At 70.3% G+C, this 16,255-nt stretch carries 13 protein-coding genes; 10 read left to right on the forward strand and 3 right to left on the reverse strand.

Annotated features, from left to right (window positions below; genetic code table 11):
* The first annotated feature begins 108 nt into the window (after positions 1 to 108).
* The 6 genes from mtrA (at position 109) to secA (ending at position 9,036) form a co-directional block, all read left to right on the forward strand.
* Positions 109 to 789 (forward strand): MtrAB system response regulator MtrA, encoded by a 681-nt coding sequence (gene mtrA, locus OPF83_RS02115; RefSeq protein ID WP_375546191.1) that lies wholly within the window; start codon positions 109 to 111, stop codon positions 787 to 789.
* Positions 786 to 2,513, forward strand: coding sequence for an MtrAB system histidine kinase MtrB (gene mtrB, locus OPF83_RS02120; RefSeq protein ID WP_264885571.1), 1,728 nt, complete (start codon positions 786 to 788; stop codon positions 2,511 to 2,513). Before mtrA ends, mtrB begins: the two co-directional genes overlap by 4 nt.
* Positions 2,510 to 4,249, forward strand: coding sequence for an LpqB family beta-propeller domain-containing protein (locus tag OPF83_RS02125; RefSeq protein ID WP_264885572.1), 1,740 nt, complete (start codon positions 2,510 to 2,512; stop codon positions 4,247 to 4,249). Before mtrB ends, OPF83_RS02125 begins: the two co-directional genes overlap by 4 nt.
* A gap of 146 nt (positions 4,250 to 4,395) precedes the next feature.
* Positions 4,396 to 5,184, forward strand: coding sequence for a ComF family protein (locus OPF83_RS02130; protein ID WP_264885573.1), 789 nt, complete (start codon positions 4,396 to 4,398; stop codon positions 5,182 to 5,184).
* Between the two features lie 227 nt (positions 5,185 to 5,411).
* Entirely contained in the window at positions 5,412 to 6,086 is a 675-nt protein-coding gene (gene hpf, locus OPF83_RS02135; protein WP_264885574.1) for a ribosome hibernation-promoting factor, HPF/YfiA family, read from the forward strand.
* A 175-nt stretch (positions 6,087 to 6,261) separates the two neighbouring features.
* Positions 6,262 to 9,036 (forward strand): preprotein translocase subunit SecA, encoded by a 2,775-nt coding sequence (gene secA, locus OPF83_RS02140; protein ID WP_264885969.1) that lies wholly within the window; start codon positions 6,262 to 6,264, stop codon positions 9,034 to 9,036.
* Between the two features lie 252 nt (positions 9,037 to 9,288).
* On the opposite strand, the gene OPF83_RS02145 is transcribed toward secA, so the two are convergent.
* Positions 9,289 to 9,660 (reverse strand): hypothetical protein, encoded by a 372-nt coding sequence (locus tag OPF83_RS02145; protein WP_264885575.1) that lies wholly within the window; start codon positions 9,658 to 9,660, stop codon positions 9,289 to 9,291.
* 484 nt (positions 9,661 to 10,144) lie between these two features.
* On the opposite strand from OPF83_RS02145, the gene OPF83_RS02150 reads away from it, so the two are divergent.
* The 4 genes from OPF83_RS02150 to OPF83_RS02165 all read left to right on the forward strand — a co-directional run bounded on the left by OPF83_RS02150 (position 10,145) and on the right by OPF83_RS02165 (position 13,831).
* Positions 10,145 to 10,555, forward strand: coding sequence for an HAD family hydrolase (locus tag OPF83_RS02150; protein WP_264885576.1), 411 nt, complete (start codon positions 10,145 to 10,147; stop codon positions 10,553 to 10,555).
* 3 nt (positions 10,556 to 10,558) lie between these two features.
* Complete coding sequence (locus tag OPF83_RS02155; protein ID WP_264885577.1) at positions 10,559 to 11,956, forward strand: wax ester/triacylglycerol synthase family O-acyltransferase; 1,398 nt, start codon at positions 10,559 to 10,561, stop codon at positions 11,954 to 11,956.
* Positions 11,957 to 12,016: 60 nt separating this feature from the next.
* Positions 12,017 to 12,541, forward strand: coding sequence for a DUF6912 family protein (locus OPF83_RS02160; protein WP_264885578.1), 525 nt, complete (start codon positions 12,017 to 12,019; stop codon positions 12,539 to 12,541).
* 171 nt (positions 12,542 to 12,712) lie between these two features.
* Positions 12,713 to 13,831 (forward strand): ferredoxin reductase, encoded by a 1,119-nt coding sequence (locus OPF83_RS02165; RefSeq protein ID WP_264885579.1) that lies wholly within the window; start codon positions 12,713 to 12,715, stop codon positions 13,829 to 13,831.
* A gap of 16 nt (positions 13,832 to 13,847) precedes the next feature.
* Here OPF83_RS02165 and rsgA read toward each other — a convergent pair whose 3' ends face one another.
* A complete protein-coding gene (gene rsgA / locus OPF83_RS02170; RefSeq protein WP_264885580.1) occupies positions 13,848 to 14,897 on the reverse strand; it encodes a ribosome small subunit-dependent GTPase A in 1,050 nt (349 codons plus the stop codon).
* Between the two features lie 9 nt (positions 14,898 to 14,906).
* The gene (gene aroA, locus OPF83_RS02175) at positions 14,907 to 16,250 is read right to left on the reverse strand and encodes a 3-phosphoshikimate 1-carboxyvinyltransferase (RefSeq protein ID WP_264885970.1); all 1,344 of its coding nucleotides are present in this window, start codon (positions 16,248 to 16,250) and stop codon (positions 14,907 to 14,909) included.
* Positions 16,251 to 16,255: the final 5 nt, after the last annotated feature.

Raw genomic sequence — 16,255 nt, forward strand, 5'->3', positions numbered from 1 at the left:
GGAGGCGGGTAAGGTCTGAAGAGTATGGAGCACGTGTCATGGGAGTGATCCCAGAGAGCACGTGCCCCAGCCGTCCCTGACACGACATGCCGACAACAAGTGGTGACCATGACCCCGAAGATCCTCGTCGTCGATGACGACGCCGCGCTGGCAGAGATGCTCACCATCGTCCTCCGGGGCGAGGGGTTCGAGACCGAGGTCGTCGGTGACGGTGTCCAGGCGATCGAGACCTTCCGTGCGGTCCAGCCCGACCTCGTGCTGCTCGACCTCATGCTGCCGGGCAAGAGCGGGATCGACGTCTGCCGCGACATCCGCGGGGAGTCGCGCGTGCCGATCGTCATGCTCACCGCCAAGACCGACACGGTCGACGTGGTCCTGGGCCTGGAGTCGGGCGCGGACGACTACATCATGAAGCCGTTCAAACCCAAGGAGCTCGTCGCCCGGATCCGGGCACGGCTGCGGCGCGGCGAGGACGAGCCGAGCGAGGTCCTGCACATCGGCGACGTGATGATCGACGTCCCGGCGCACACCGTGACCCGTGACGGCACCCCGATCCCGCTCACCCCGCTCGAGTTCGACCTGCTCGTGGAACTGGCCCGCAAGCCGCGGCAGGTGTTCACCCGTGAGGTCCTGCTCGAGCACGTGTGGGGTTACCGTCACTCGGCCGACACCCGCCTGGTGAACGTCCACGTCCAGCGCCTGCGGGCGAAGATCGAAAAGGACCCGGAGAACCCCGAGGTCGTCCTCACGGTCCGCGGAGTGGGCTACAAGGCGGGCGCTGTCTCGTGACGGCTGCTCGTCCGGACGACGCGGCGGCGTCCTCCGGGGACGAGCTGGTCACCACCGACGCCACCGACTCGTCGCCCACGCTCCGCGAGCGACTCGCCGACCTCGACCCCGCGGCCCTGGGCACGCGGATCGCGCGCCTGTGGCGACGGTCGCTGCAGCTGCGGGTCGTCACCTCGACACTCGCGCTGTCACTGGGCGTGATCCTGACGATTGCCTTCATGCTGCAGAGCCAGATGGCGGCGCAGCTGCTGTCCACCAAACTCGACGCGGCGGTCGAACAAGCCGGGCGACTGCGGCTGACCGTGGAGGCGCAGATCGCCGCCACAGACGAGGGCACCAGCGAACAGTCCCGTCTCGACCAGGCGCGCGGCGCACTCGGTGAAAGGGGACTGGCCTCGGGCGGCGACTCGGTCCACGCCGGGACCTTCGACCCGATCCTCATCATCCCCGACCAGGCCGGCCGTGGACAGGTCACCAGCCCGAGTGGTGCCGTGGTGCCGCCCGAGCTGCAATCGCTCGTCCAGCGGGGCCGAATCGCCTCCCAGTACGTCACCATTGACTTCCGGGGCGAACCGGCCAAAGCCCTGATCATCGGCACCCCGACGGACTCGTCGATCCCCGGGCTCGAGCTCTACCTGGTCTATCCGCTGATCGCGGAGGAGCAGACCCTCGGGATCATGCGGGGCATCGTCGCCACCGCGGGGCTCGCGATCATCGTGTTGTCCGCGGCGATCGCCTGGATGGTCGCCAGACAGGTCGTCCTCCCGGTCCGGCAGGCCGCCTCGATCGCCCAGCGGTTCGCCAACGGCCACCTCAAGGAACGGATGGTCATCCGCGGCGAGGACGACGTGGCGAGACTCGCGATGGCCTTCAACGACATGGCGCAGAGCCTGTCCGACCAGATCAGTCAGCTCGAGGAATTCGGTGACCTGCAGAAGCGGTTCACCTCCGACGTCTCGCACGAGCTCCGCACCCCGCTGACGACTGTCCGCATGGCCGCGGACATCATCTCCGACTCCGCCGAGGACCTCGACGCCCCCGCCAAGCGCGCTGTGGAACTGCTCGAGTCCGAGCTCGACCGGTTCGAGAGCCTGCTGACCGACCTCCTCGAGGTGTCACGACACGACGCCGGGATGGCCGAGTTGTCGGTCTCCGAGATGGACGTGCGCAAAGCGGTCCACGACGCCGCCGAGACGGTGGCCCACATCGCCGAGGCCGCCGGGGTCGAGGTCGAACTCGACCTGCCGGACGAGCCGCTCATGGCCGAGGTCGACCCGCGCCGCGTCGAGCGCGTGCTGCGCAATCTCATCGCCAACGCCCTCGACCACTCCGAGTCGAAGCCGGTCAAGGTGACCCTACGCGCGTCCGATGCCGCGGTGGCCGTGTCGGTCCGCGATCGGGGAGTCGGGCTCAAGCCGGGGGAGGAGGCCCTGGTGTTCAACCGCTTCTGGCGGGCAGATCCCTCGCGGGTCCGCCGATCGGGTGGGACCGGCCTCGGCCTGGCCATCTCGCTGGAAGACGCCAAGCTCCACGGTGGCCGGCTCGACTGCTGGGGCAGCCCGGGGGAGGGATCGTGCTTCCGCCTGACCATCCCCCGTCACCACGGCGGCACGCTGACCTCCAGCCCGCTCCCGCTCACGCCCGAGGATGAGGCGCGACAGCTGTCCACCGGCTCGCCGACCCCGCTCGAGCAGGCCGCGTCCACGGGGGACACGCAGTCATGACCCTGATCCGGCCACTGACGACGATGGTGACGACCGTGTGCCTCGCCGGATTACTGGCCACGGGCTGCGCGACGTTGCCGTCGTCGTCGTCGCCCCAGGTCATCGACACCTTCGCACCGGTCTCCCCGGAACTGTCGGTGCCCACCCCGGTCCCGGACCAGGAACCCGACCCGCTGGTCCGGGACTTCATCAAGGCCGCGGCGATCGCCGACCAACGACACGCCGCGGCGCGCCAGTTCCTCACCCCGGAGGCCGCGCGGAACTGGGACGACTCGGTCGCCACCACCATCGTCCTGCGCGCCGACCTCAGTGCCGAGGGTGGCCGGACGGGCGACCACGCCGAGTACACCCTGCGCGGCGAGAAGGTCGGCACCCTCGACCCGGGAGGCATCTTCCGCGACGACCAGGGCAGCGTCGAGGTGACCATCGGACTCACGCGCACCGACGGGCAGTGGCGCATCGACGAACTCCCCGCCGGCGTCGTGATCGAACGGACCGAGTTCTTCTCCACCTACGCCCAACGCGACCTGTTCTTCCTCTCCGGGAACGGCAACACCCTCGTCACCGACCCCCGGTGGACGGCCGCCGACAGGAACGGCCTCGGGTTCTCGCTCGTCAACCTGCTCGCCACCGGCCCGCGGCCGGCGCTGCAGGGGGCCGTGGACTCGCGGGTACCGGACTCGGTGTCGGTCCGGCCGACCGAGACCGGCGGCGACGACGACCCAGTCGGCACGACCATCGACTTCAGCGGTCTCCCGGTGCTCAGCAGCCAGGCCACCACGGAGTTCGCGGCACAGGTCGTGTGGACGCTCGCCCGCGCCGACGTCCCGGCGCCCTACCGCCTCGAACGCGACGGATCCCCGCTCGACGAGCGCTACGCCGACGGCTGGACCACCGACGACGTCCGGGACTTCGCGCCGTACGCGGCGGTGGACCCCATCAGGTACGCGCTCACCGCCGCCGACGGCCTCGTCCGCCTCGAGGCGGGCGGCGCACGACCGGCCGACGGCCCCTGGTCGACGGTCCGGGGCGGCCGCACCGGGGCGATGTCATATGACGGTCGGACCGTGGCCGTGATCGCCGGTGACGCGGAGTCCGGCCCCCGACGGCTCCTGGTCGGAGCCCTCGACTCCGAGCCCGAAGAGGTGATCACCGGACGCACGATCGTCGGACCCACCTTCCACCCGGCCGACGGGCGGGTGTGGGTCATGGCCGACGGCAACCGACTGGTCCGGATCGGGGTCGGCGGCGACCGGCCGTCGATCGAGGAGATGGACGCGCGGCCGATCCTGGAGCTCGGGCAGCGGGTCACCGACCTGCGCGTCGACCAGTCCGGAGCCCGGCTCGCCGTGGTCGTGGACGGCAAGGTGTTCATCGGCTCACTCGACCTGGAGACCGGCCACCCGATCGCCGGGAGCTTCCGCAGGATCGGTCGATCACTGGGGGAGACAGCCACCTCCGTGGCGTGGCGCGACCGCGCCACCGTGCTCGTGGGCAGGGACGCGACCGACGTACCGGTCGCCACCCTCTCGGTCGACGGGGCGATCACCGAGCCGCTCTCCCAGCGCAACATCACCGGCCCCGTGACGGAGGTCGCCGCCGCCGGACGCGAGGTGTACGCGGTGGACCAGCGCTCCCTGCTCCGACTCGACACCGCGGCGCAGACCGGGGACCGCTACTGGCGCGAGATCGGTGGACTCGCCGCCATCCGGGCCGACCCGGTCGTCGCGGGCTGACACCGGTGTCCCCGGCCGCCTCACGCGGAGGACCCTCACGGGGAGAACCCGCACTCGGAGGACCCGCATTCGGAGGACCCGCACCCGGCGGGCGGCGCGAGATCCGGGCGACGGCCGGAGGGGACGGCCGGCGCGAGACCCGGGCGATGGCCGGAGGGGATGGCCGGCGCGAGACCCGGGCGACGGCCGGAGGGGACGGCCGGCGCGGGCCCACGTGGATCGCCGCACTCGCCGATCTCGTCGTGCCACTGGAATGCGCGGGATGTGGAGAGCCCGGGAAGCAGTGGTGCCCGCGATGCGCGCACTCCCTGTCCGGGCCGCTCCTGACGGTCCGGACGCGGGCCGACCTGCCGGTGCCCGCCTGGGTGTTGGCCGGACACACCGGCGCCGCGGCCCGCGCGGTCTCGGCCTACAAGGACAGGGGGAGGGCCGACCTCGCCCGGCCGTTCGCGTCCGCTCTCGCCGGCGGGATCGATGCGCTCCGGACGGCTGGAGAGATCCCGGACAGCGGGGAACGACCCCTCGTCCTGGTCCCCGCTCCCGCGTCGGGCCGGGCACGGCGGCGACGCGGGTTCGACCACATGCGCGACGTGGTGGACGCTCTCGCCGCCGAACTCGCCGGCTCGACACCACCCGACGACGTGGTGGTGGCACCCCTGCTCGAGGTGCGCGGCCGCGTCCGCGACGCCTCGAGACTCGGCGCCGGGGCGCGAGCGGACAACCTCGCCGGGCGCATACGCCGGCGGCCCGCGGACACGCCACTACAGACGTCGAGGGGAGTGCCGACGACCGTCCGGGATCTGCTCTCGGTGCGGTCGACGGTGCTGGTCGTCGACGACGTGGTGACGACCGGAGCGACCGCGGCCGCGTGCGTGGACGGGCTCCGATCAGGAGGGCTCGAGGTCACCGGAGTGCTCGCGCTGACGGTCGCGTGAGAAGTCGACAGAAGAACTTCCGCGGGTCCCGATACCGTCGTGAAGTTTCCGGGTAAGGTGGGCGTTGGACGCGGTTCACCTGCACGTTCACTGAAATCAGTGAGTGGTGTTCCACGTCCGGAGAGTGTCCACTCAGCCATGTGGGTTGACCCTTCGGCCGGGGTTCCGGGCGTTGTCCGGACTCGATCCGAGCGGTCCGCCGCAGGCCCGATGAGGAGGAGCTTCGAATGGCGAAGACCCCCGCAGTCCTGCTCGACCCAGCCACCTTCGACGGTCCCGAGACCGATGATCCCGGCACCCCTGATGCCGCGGTCACCATCAGGGGCCGCAATGTCGAGGTCCCTGATCATTTCGCGACTCGTATCAACTCCAAGCTCTCGAAGATCGAGAAGATCGCGCCGAACATCCAACGGTTCGACGTGATCCTCCTGCACGAGTCCAACCCAAGGTTGGCCAAGGTGAGTCAACGACTCGAGATCACCACCAAGGGCAAGGCGGGCGTCGCCCGTGCGGAAGCAGCCGAGGACACCTTCTACGCGGCGCTCGAATCCGCTGTGGCCAAGCTGGAACGCCAGATCCGTAAGGCCCGCACCCGGCGCAAGATCAGCCACACCGGGCACCGCCGCCCGATGTCGGTGGCCGAGGCGACAGCGGAACTGGCCGCGGACGCGGCCCCCGCCGAGGTGCTCGACCAGTACGCCGTGGACGAGCAGCTGCCCGGTCAGATCGTGCGCCGCAAGGAGCACGACGGCACCCCGATGACCGTCGACGAGGCGCTCGAGAAGATGGAGCTGGTGGGTCACGACTTCTATCTGTTCCGTGACAGTGAGACAGGCCGCGCGACCGTGGTCTACCGCAGGCACGCCTTCGACTACGGACTCCTCACACTGTCCGACGGCTGATCAGGAGTAGTCCCTGACGCACCAGGGCGGCCCGGTCCGGTGGGACCGGGCCGCCCTCGTGCGTGTACGGACGGCCGCAAACACCTAGGATGTTGTGCGTACCGGTGTGCGATCGATTGTCGATCGGCATCACCGCGACCTGACCCCGACCACGAGGACGTTCGAGACTGTGTCCATTCTTTCCAAGCTGCTCCGGGCCGGCGAGGGGCGAAAGCTCAAGAAGTACACCGCTCTCGCCGACTACGTGATGTCGCTCTCCGACGACATGGAGAAGCTGACCGACGCCGAACTCGCGGCGAAGACCGACGAGTTCAAGCGCCGTGTGGCCGAAGGTGAGACGCTCGATTCCCTCCTGCCCGAGGCGTTCGCCGTCGCCCGCGAGGCGTCATACCGCGTACTGGGACAGCGGCCGTACAAGGTCCAGATCATCGGCGGCATCGTGCTGCACACCGGCGCCGTGGCCGAGATGAAGACTGGTGAGGGCAAGACCCTGACCTGTGTTCTGCCCGCCTACCTCAACGGACTCTCCGGCAAGGGCGTCCACGTCGTGACGGTGAACGACTACCTCGCCAAGCGTGACGCGGAGTGGATGGGCCGCGTCCACCGCTTCCTGGGACTGTCGGTCGGGGCGATCCTCAGCGGGATGACCCCCGCGCAGCGTCGCGAGTCCTACCACTCCGACATCACCTACGGCACGAACAACGAGTTCGGCTTCGACTACCTGCGCGACAACATGGCGCACGACACGGCTGAACTCGTCCAGCGTGGCCACAATTACGCGATCGTGGACGAGGTCGACTCGATCCTCATCGACGAGGCGCGTACACCGCTGATCATCTCCGGCCCCGCCGACGGCTCGAGCAAGTGGTACGGCGAGTTCGCCCGGATCGCCCCGCTCCTCGAGGAGGGCACCCACTACGAGGTGGACCGCAAGAAGCGCACCATCGGCGTGACCGAGCAGGGCGTCGAGTTCGTCGAGGACCAGCTCGGCATCGACAATCTCTACGAGGCCGCCAACTCTCCGCTGGTGAGCTACCTGAACAACTCCATCAAGGCCAAGGAGCTGTTCACCAAGGACAAGGATTACATCGTCCGCGACGGTGACGTGATCATCGTCGACGAGTTCACCGGCCGCGTCCTGGACGGTCGCCGCTACAACGAGGGCATGCACCAGGCCATCGAGGCCAAGGAGCGCGTCGAGATCAAGGCCGAGAACCAGACGCTGGCCACGATCACCCTCCAGAACTACTTCCGCCTCTACGAGAAGCTGTCCGGAATGACCGGTACGGCCGAGACCGAGGCCGCGGAGCTGTACTCGATCTACAAGCTCGACGTCATCCCCATCCCGACGAACCGCCCGCTGGTGCGGATCGACCAGGGCGACCTTATCTACAAGACGGAGGAGGCCAAGTTCGCCGCCGTCGTGGACGACATCGGTGAGCGGGTCGAGAAGAAGCAGCCCGTCCTCGTCGGTACCGCCTCAGTCGAGCGGTCCGAGCACCTGTCGAAGCTGCTCACCCGCAAGGGCATCAAGCACCACGTGCTCAACGCCAAGTTCCACGCCTCCGAGGCGCAGATCGTCGCGCAGGCCGGTCGCCCGGGTTCCGTCACCGTCGCCACCAACATGGCCGGTCGAGGCACGGACATCGTGCTCGGCGGCAACGCCGACATCATCGCCGACCTCAACCTCCGGGAGCGGGGCCTCAACCCGGTCGACTCGCCGGAGGAGTACGAGGCCGCGTGGGATGAGGAGATCGAGCGCATGCGGACGCTCACCAAAGAGGAGGCGGAGCGCGTCCGCGAGGCCGGCGGGCTCTACGTCCTGGGTACCGAGCGTCACGACTCCCGACGGATCGACAACCAGCTCCGTGGACGCTCCGGCCGCCAGGGCGACCCGGGCGAGTCCCGCTTCTACCTGTCGCTCGGCGACGAACTGATGCGGCGCTTCAACGGCGCGGCCGTCGAGTCGATCATGAACCGGTTGAGCCTGCCCGACGACGTCCCGATCGAGGCGGGCATGGTCTCGCGCGCGGTGAAGAACGCGCAGTCCCAGGTCGAGTCGCAGAACTTCGAGATCCGCAAGGACGTCCTGAAGTACGACGAGGTCATGAACCAGCAGCGCACCGTGATCTACAAGGAGCGCAAGCGGATCCTCGAGGGCGAGGACCTCACCGACCAGGTCGAGTCGATGATCTACCAGGTCGTCTCCGCCTACGTCGACGGCGCTACCGCCGAGGGCTACGTCGAGGACTGGGACCTGGACGCCCTGTGGGAGGCGCTCGCGCAGCTCTACCCGGTGTCGATCACGGCGAACGAGGTCATCGACGGTGACGAGTACGGTGCGCCCGGCGACCTGAGCTCGAAGAACCTCCGCGACGCGGTGCTGGACGACGTCTTCGCCCGGTACGACGAGCGCGAGGCCGAGATCGAAGCGCTCGGCGGCGAGGGCGCGATGCGTCAGCTCGAGCGGTCGGTCATGCTGCAGGTCCTCGACCGCAAGTGGCGTGAGCACCTGTACGAGATGGACTACCTCAAGGAGGGCATCGGCCTGCGCGCGATGGCCCAGCGTGACCCGCTGGTCGAGTACCAGCGTGAAGGGTACGACATGTTCTCCGGGATGATGGACGGCGTCCGCGAGGAGACCGTCGCGTTCCTGTTCAACGTCAAGGTCCAGGCGAACCAGCAGCAGAGCAACGCCGTGGCCTCCCCGTCAGCAGCCCAGGCGGCCGCGCTCGCGGCGAACAACCCGATCCTGCAGGCCGCGGGCACCGGTCGTGACGTGGCCGCCGACCAGATGCAGTTCTCGGGACCGTCCGAGTCCGGCGACGCGGAGCTGGTCGACGAGTCGATCGCCGGCAACCGTGCCGAGCGGCGCGCAAAGGACCGCAAGGACCGCGCCGAGCGCCGCGACCGGGCCGCCCGTTCCGCCGAGAAGGGCCGCAAGGTCTGACAGGTCCGAGTCTGACAGGTCCGAATAGTCGCGCGTGCCGGCTGACCTGAGGAGTGAGCGGGAGCAGGTGGCTCGCTGACAACGCCTATCGGATTGCGCTACGCCCATGAAATTCCATGGGCGTAGCGCAATCCGGTAGGCCTTTCGCGGTCGTATGGGCGACGCGGTCTCACCTCGGCAATCCGGCATTCCGGCATTCCGGGATTCCGGGTTTCCGGGCGGCAGTCGGCCCGGAAGCGCTGGTGCACCCAGTCAGACCAGCCTGAGAGCAGTGCACGAGGCTCCGGTGGGCGAGACGCGGATGCGGGCCGCTATGGCGAACAGGCGCGGCCCGCGGGCGTAGGTGGCGCACACCTCGTAGTCGACGAACTCCGGGGCCGTACCGGCCGTGCTCGACGAGCGGCCCGCAGGGGTGTCCGCCGAGGGGCCCGCCGACGGATCCGGGCTGTCGACGGCACCGGCCGCAGCCGGATGGATGTGGAGCCGATGGATCCGCGCGGTGCCCAGCTGGCGACCGGGGACCCCGACACGGGCAAGCGACCTCAGCATCTCCACCAGATGTTCAGGGAACGCCCCACGCATGTTGTTCGGTGCGCGTTTGCGGTCCACCACCTCGAGCGCCATGACCATAAGCGCGTGGGCTGCCCGCCGGGCGGGGACGGGAACCTCGTCAGGGTCTGCCCGACCAGGCCGCCTCGGTGCTGAGCCCCCGGCGTGTGTCGGTGCTGGGTCACCGGGCCGCTTCGGTGCTGATTCCACGAGGTGTGTCTGTGCCGCAGGTGACGGGCTGAGGGCGCCCTCCGTGCCCTGTTGCCACCCGGTCGCGACACGCCCCGGACGGGCGCTGGGGTAGGGCTCGGTCGACGGCAGAGGGCGGACCTCGTCGTCGTGGTCACCCCCGTGATCCAGGGCGGTGACCCGCGCGGACCCGGCGGTGACCCGCGCGGATCCGGCGTGGACGATGGATGTCGCGACGATACTCACAGTGGCTCCCTCCGGGCCCGACCACCGGCGGCCGAGCATCCTCTACCCCCTATGACGCGTTGCCTGGGCCACACGGTTCCACCTCGCCACTGCACACCGGCGAGGTGTTGCCTAGGCTGTCACCATGCGAGGACTGATTGTCGACTACTTCGGGGTGCTGGACGGCACGGACGAGGACCGCGAGAACTGGCGGACCATCATCGCCGGCGCCAGGGCCAATGATGTCCGGCTCGCTGTGCTCAGCAACGAGCCGGAGGGCGCCGGAGCCGACCGGGTCCGCGAGGACGCTCGCCAGTACGGGATCGACCACGTGGTGCTCAGCGGTGTCATCGGCGTGGAGAAGCCGGAGTCCGAGGCGTTCCTCGAGGCCGCGCGCACCCTCGACCTCGAGCCGCGCGAATGCGTGATGGTCGACGACGCGATCGAGAACGTCCTCGGCGCCGTGCAGACCGGCATGATCGGCGTCTTCTACCAGGTCTTCGACAGGGCAGCCGTGGAGATCCGCGGACTGCTCGGCCTGGACGAGACGGTCTGACCAGTGGCGTCCAGGCTCGCCACGGCGGATGCCGATCTGCTGCTGGGGGACCCGGCACGCTCACGGAGTCGCCACTCGTGCTCCCTGGCGTTGGTCGATCGTGACCAGCCGTGGGACATCGACCGGGTGATGGAGTTCGTCGACGCCAGACTGGCCGACGCACCGCGGTTCCGGCAACGGATCCGCCGTGTCCCCTTCGGGCTGGCCCGCGATGTCTGGGTGGACGACCCGGATTTCGACCTGTCCTTCCACGTGCGTCGTTCTGCGCTGCCCGCCCCGGGCGGGATGCGGCAGCTCGCCGACCTGGTCGCTCGGCTCGTCGACCGGCCGCTCGAGGCCGACCGGCCGCTGTGGGAGCTGTACCTCATCGAGGGTGTGGCCGACGGCAAGCTGGCGATCCTCACCAAGACCCATCACGTGCTGCTCGGCGGACCCAACGCGGTGGACCTGGCGCAGGTCCTCGCCGCCGAGTACAAGGTCTCCACCGACGAGGCCGAGGTCGCCACGTGGACGCCCATGCCGTCCCCGGGCGACGGGGTGCTGGTGCTGGATGCACTCATGACGATCGTCTCCGACCCGCTCGAGCTGGTGCGCCGGTCCGGGCGACTCGTCCATGCGATCGAACGCGCGACCCGCGGGATCGCCGGGGCCGCCAGCCTGGCCGTGCTGCGTCCCGGCGGGGGACTGTCGGCGATGTTCCGCACCGAACGCCCCCGCGGCAGCCGGGTGGGACTGGCGTCGTTCCCGCTCCCGGCGGCGCGCGAGATCGCCCGGGCGCACGGCTGCAAGGTCAACGACGTGGTGCTGGCCGTGCTCTGCGGCGCGCTGCGCTCGTGGATCCTGTCCTGCGGTCACCCGCTGACCACGGCCGACGTGCTGCGGGTGATCGTGCCCATGGCGGTCACCACGGAGAACGACTCCGGCGAGGACAAGGGCGACGTGAAGTCCGCGGCGATCGAGTCGGCCCTCATCGCGATGCCCGTGGGGGAGCCCAACCCGCGGATGCGTCTGGCCCAGATCGCGCGGGAGACCGCCACCCAGCGGCACCAGGGCGAGGCCGTGGGCGCCAAGTCCCTGGCCCGGTTGTCGGGCTTCGCACCGCCGACCCTGCACGCGCTGGGGTCGCGGGCGGCGATCATGCTGCCGTCGGACAGTTACGACCTCGTGGTGGTCAACGCGCCCGGCCCCCAGCACACGATGTTCTGGGGCGACGGCGAGCTGACGGAGGTGTACCCCATCCCGCCACTGCTGGAGAACCAGGCGTTGGCCGTGTCCATGAGCAGCTACGCGGGCACGGTGTACTGCGGGTTCACCTCGGACCGGCAAGCCGTGCCGGACGTGGAGGAGATCGGCGAACTCATCTCGACCGCCCTCGACGAGCTCGCCGGGACCGCCCGCTGACGCCGGTGGCCGACACCGCCGGCCGAGACCACCCGTTCACCCCGACCGAGGAAGGCTCCCATGCGCCTGTTCATCCCCGCCACCCTGCCGATGCTCGAGATTCTGCTCGCGGACGGCGAGATGCCGGTGCGGAGCGGGACCGCCTTCGCCGCGACCCCGGCGCTGGTCGAGTCGTACGCGGAAGGGGATCTCGAGGAGATCGAGCACGTCGCGTTCCTCGAGGCGGCGCGGGCGTCGATCCGTCTGTTGGGTGGCGAGATCGACTCCGGGAGCGCGCACGGGACGCATCCGCACCGCCGGGTGGTGGTGAGCGTGGACCTGCCGGACGAGCGGGTCGAGCTGCGCCCGGATCTGGACACCGCGGTGGTGCGCCTCGTCGGTGGCGGCACCGTGGGGACCGCGGACATCGCGGCGGTGCACGTGGATCTTGCCGGTGCGGCGGAGCTGGTCGAGGCTGCGATCGCGGCGGTGGACGAGGCGGATCTCGGGGACGAGGACGCGGAGCTGACCGTCGGCGACGCGCTCGATGTGGATCTGGCCTGGTACGACGCGGCGGAGTTGCCGTTTTTGTTGACGTTGCTCTGAGTGCGCGCCACGCGCGAGGGGAGCGTGACGACGACGAGGCCGGCCGACCGTGGGCCGGAAAGTGGCCCGCCACCGCGCGTCCGGCGCTAACCTACGCTACCGTAGGTTCATGTCCGGACAGTGCCGGTCCGATCCCCGGGCCGCGATCGCCGGAACCCGAGGGAGGCACCAGTGTCGGAGTCGAAGAGCGGAATCGGCAGGATCCTGCGGGCCGCGGCGGCGCGGGTCCCCGAGCCGCGTACCGCCCACAACCTTCTCAACCGGCTGACCCACCCGCTGCGGGTGGACGACTACTCGTCGCTCATCTATCCCCTGTGGTCCTCCCGTGAGCTGCGCGGGGAGATCGTGTCCGTGCGGCGCGAGGCCGACGACGCGGTGACGCTCGTCATCAAGCCCGGCTGGGGCGCCACGCCCACCTACCGTCCGGGGCAGTACCTGGGCATCGGCGTGCTGCTCGACGGCCGCTGGACCTGGCGCTCCTATTCGCTGACCTCGGCGCCGACCTCCGGCCGCGGGGAGTACTCGGTCACCGTCAAGGCGATGCCCGAGGGGCTGCTGAGCAATCACATCGTCGGCACGGTCGAGCCGGGCACTATCGTGCGTCTGCAGTCCCCGGCCGGTGACTTCCACCTGCCGTCGCCCACCCCGGAGAAGCTGATGTTCGTCAGCGCGGGGTCCGGCATCACGCCGGTGATGGGCATGTTGCGCTCGCTGGACCGACGCTCGGCGGACGAGGGCTTTCCCGACGTGGTGCACGTGCACTCGGTCCGGACCCGCGAGGACGCGTTGTTCTACGACGAGCTGCTGGCGCTGGAGAAGACCCAGCCCGGCTACACCCTGCACCTGCGGGTCACGGCCGAGGACGGCCGGATCAACGCGGAGCAGATGTCGGCCCTGGTCCCGGACTGGGCGGAGCGCCCGACGTGGGCGTGCGGACCGTCGGCGATGCTGGACGAGCTGGACGCGCATTTCGACGCCACCGGACGTGAGGACCTGTACGTCGAGCGGTTCACGGTCAATCGCGACGCCGGTGCCTCGGGCGGGACCGTGACCTACGGGTCGACCGGTAAGACAATCGAGCTGGACGGCGCCACCACGATCCTCGAGGGCGGGGAGAAGTGCGGCGTGCAGATGCCGTTCGGCTGCCGCATGGGCATCTGCCAGACCTGCGTGGTCCCGCTCGAGGACGGGCACGTCCGGGACCTTCGCAACGGCACCGACCACGGACCCGGCGAGCGCATCCAGACCTGTGTGTCGGTCGCGTTGGGCGACGTGGAGCTCAAGCTGTAGGGCTCACGCTGTAGCGCTAGTCCTGGTCCACGCCGAACAGCCAGGGGTCGTTGGACTGCAGCGCCCCGAGCAGTTCGCGCACGGCCAGTGCCCGCCGGTGCACGGCGGGGTCCGAGATCGCGTCGAATGCGCACTCGGGGTCGGCGGGCGGCCCCTGGTGCGTGCACCCGCGCGGGCAGTCCTCGGCGATCTCCTCCAGGTCGGAGAATGCGGCCACCACGTCGTCGGGGGAGATGTGGGCCAGGCCGAAGCTACGGATGCCCGGGGTGTCCACCACCCAGCCGCCGCCCTCCAGTTCGAGCGCGACCGACTGCGTGGAGGTGTGTCGGCCCTTCCCGACCCCGGAGACCCGTCCGGTGGCGCGGTCGGCATCGGGAACCAGGCGGTTGACCAGCGTTGATTTACCGACGCCGGAGTGTCCGATCAGGGCGGAGATCCGGCCGTCGACCACCTCGTGCAGTGCGTCCAGGTCGTCGTCGACCCCCACCGTCAGCACGGGGATGTCGAGCGCGGCGAACTCGGCCGCGAACACCGACGGGTCGTCCAGGTCGCCCTTGGTCAGGCACAGCACCGGCTCCAGGCCGCCGGTGTAGGCGGCGACCAGCGCGCGGGCGACGAACCCCGCACGCGGCGGCGGATCCGCCACGGCCACCACGATGAGCAGGTGCTGCGCGTTGGCCACCACCACACGCTCGTACGGGTCGGAGTCGTCGGCGGTGCGGCGCAGGACCGTGGAGCGGTCGTCGACCCGCACGATCCGGGCGAGGGTGTCGCGCGTGCCGGATAGGTCGCCCACCACGCCCACGTGGTCGCCCACGACGATCGGGGTGCGGCCGAGTTCGCGGGCGCGCATCGTCACCACGCGGGTGCCGGCGGTGTGTCCGGGTCCGTCGTCGAGCAGGACGCATCCCCAGCGTCCGCGGTCGACGGTGACGACCATCGCGGCCGCCGCGTCGTCGTGGGTGGGCCGTCGCTTGGTGCGCGGTCGCGAGCCCTTCCCGGGCCGCACCCGCACGTCCGACTCGTCCCAGCCGCGTGCTCCGCCCGAGCCCCGTCCGCGTCCCATGACCGCGCGTCAGCCCCGGCCGGCGAGCATGTCGGACCACAGTCCGGAGAACCCGGGCAGGGTCTTGGAGGTGGAGTCGATATCGTCCACCTCTACGCCTGTGGTGACCAGTCCGATGATCGCGCCGGCGGTGGCCATGCGGTGGTCTGCGTAGGCGCGCCACGGGGCGCCGCGCAGGGGAGCGGGCGTGATCTCGAGTCCGTCGTCCAGTTCGGTGACGCCGCAGCCCACGGCGCCGAGCTCGGCGGCCAGTGCGGCGAGGCGGTCGGTCTCGTGGCCGCGCAGGTGCGCGATACCGGTCAGCCGCGACGGGCCGTCGGCGACCGCGCACAGCGCGGCGACGGTGGGGGTGAGCTCGCCGATGGCGGACAGGTCCTTGTCGACGGGGGAGAGGGTCCGGGGGCCGACGACGACGAGGGTCCCGTACCCGGTCTCACCGGCACTCTGCCCGGTACCGTCCCCCGCGGCCTCGAGGGTCACGGTCGCGCCCATGTCCTGCAGGATTCCGCGGATGGCGTCCCCGGGCTGCGTGGTCGAGGCCGGCCAGTGCGGGACGCGGACCGTTCCGCCCGTCACCGCGGCGGCAGCGAGGAACGGGGTGGCGTTGGACAGGTCGGGCTCCACGACGCGGTCCACGGCGGCGATCGGTCCCGGGGCCACGCGCCAGGAGTTCGGCGTCGGCTGCTTCACAGACACCCCGGACTCACGGAGCATCTCGATCGTCATCTCGATGTGCGGACCGGACGGGACCGGGGCCGACCCGGTGTGGACCAGCTCCACCCCCTCGTCGAAGCGGGCGGCCGAGAGCAGCACGCCGGAAACGAACTGGGACGAGGCGGAGGCGTCCATCTCGACCCGTCCGCCGCGCAGCGAGCCGGTGCCGGTGACGGTGAAGGGGAGGCTGTTGCCCTCGATCCCGGCGCCGAGCGCGCGGAGCGCGTCGAGCACGGTGGCCTGCGGGCGGACCCGCGCCGCAGGATCGCCGTCGAAGGTGGAGGTGCCGGTGGCCAGGGCCACGACCGGCGGGACGAAACGCATAACCGTGCCCGCCAGCCCGCAGTCGATGTGGGTACCGCGCAGCTCCCCGGGCGTGATGACCAACTCGGTGTCGTGGGGCGCGAGCGGACCGTGCGGTCCCTCGATGCGGGCGCCGAGCGCACGCAGTGCGTCGATCATGAGGTCGGTGTCGCGGCTGCGCAGCGTGCCGGTCAACCTGGACGGCCCGACCGCCAGCGCTGCGAGGACCAAAGCACGGTTGGTCAGGGATTTGGACCCGGGTACCGTGACCTCGGCGTCGATCGGTGCGGCGGCGACAGGGGCGTTCCAATGACTCACCTGGCCATTGTCTCCCATCACCG

It is taken from the genome of Dietzia sp. NCCP-2495 (assembly GCF_026011735.1).
In the GTDB taxonomy this organism is placed as follows: Bacteria; Actinomycetota; Actinomycetes; order Mycobacteriales; family Mycobacteriaceae; genus Dietzia.

Excerpts from the sequence above, each read along its gene's own strand:
- OPF83_RS02130 (WP_264885573.1), top strand. The coding sequence starts at position 4,396 with ATGGCCGGAGGGGATGGCCGGCGCGAGACCCGGGCGACGGCCGGAGGG.
- OPF83_RS02150 (WP_264885576.1), top strand. The coding sequence starts at position 10,145 with ATGCGAGGACTGATTGTCGACTACTTCGGGGTGCTGGACGGCACGGAC.
- OPF83_RS02160 (WP_264885578.1), top strand. The coding sequence starts at position 12,017 with ATGCGCCTGTTCATCCCCGCCACCCTGCCGATGCTCGAGATTCTGCTC.
- aroA (WP_264885970.1), bottom strand. The coding sequence starts at position 16,250 with ATGGGAGACAATGGCCAGGTGAGTCATTGGAACGCCCCTGTCGCCGCC.
- OPF83_RS02145 (WP_264885575.1), bottom strand. The coding sequence starts at position 9,660 with ATGGCGCTCGAGGTGGTGGACCGCAAACGCGCACCGAACAACATGCGT.
- OPF83_RS02125 (WP_264885572.1), top strand. The coding sequence starts at position 2,510 with ATGACCCTGATCCGGCCACTGACGACGATGGTGACGACCGTGTGCCTC.
- mtrA (WP_375546191.1), top strand. The coding sequence starts at position 109 with ATGACCCCGAAGATCCTCGTCGTCGATGACGACGCCGCGCTGGCAGAG.
- hpf (WP_264885574.1), top strand. The coding sequence starts at position 5,412 with ATGGCGAAGACCCCCGCAGTCCTGCTCGACCCAGCCACCTTCGACGGT.
- rsgA (WP_264885580.1), bottom strand. The coding sequence starts at position 14,897 with ATGGGACGCGGACGGGGCTCGGGCGGAGCACGCGGCTGGGACGAGTCG.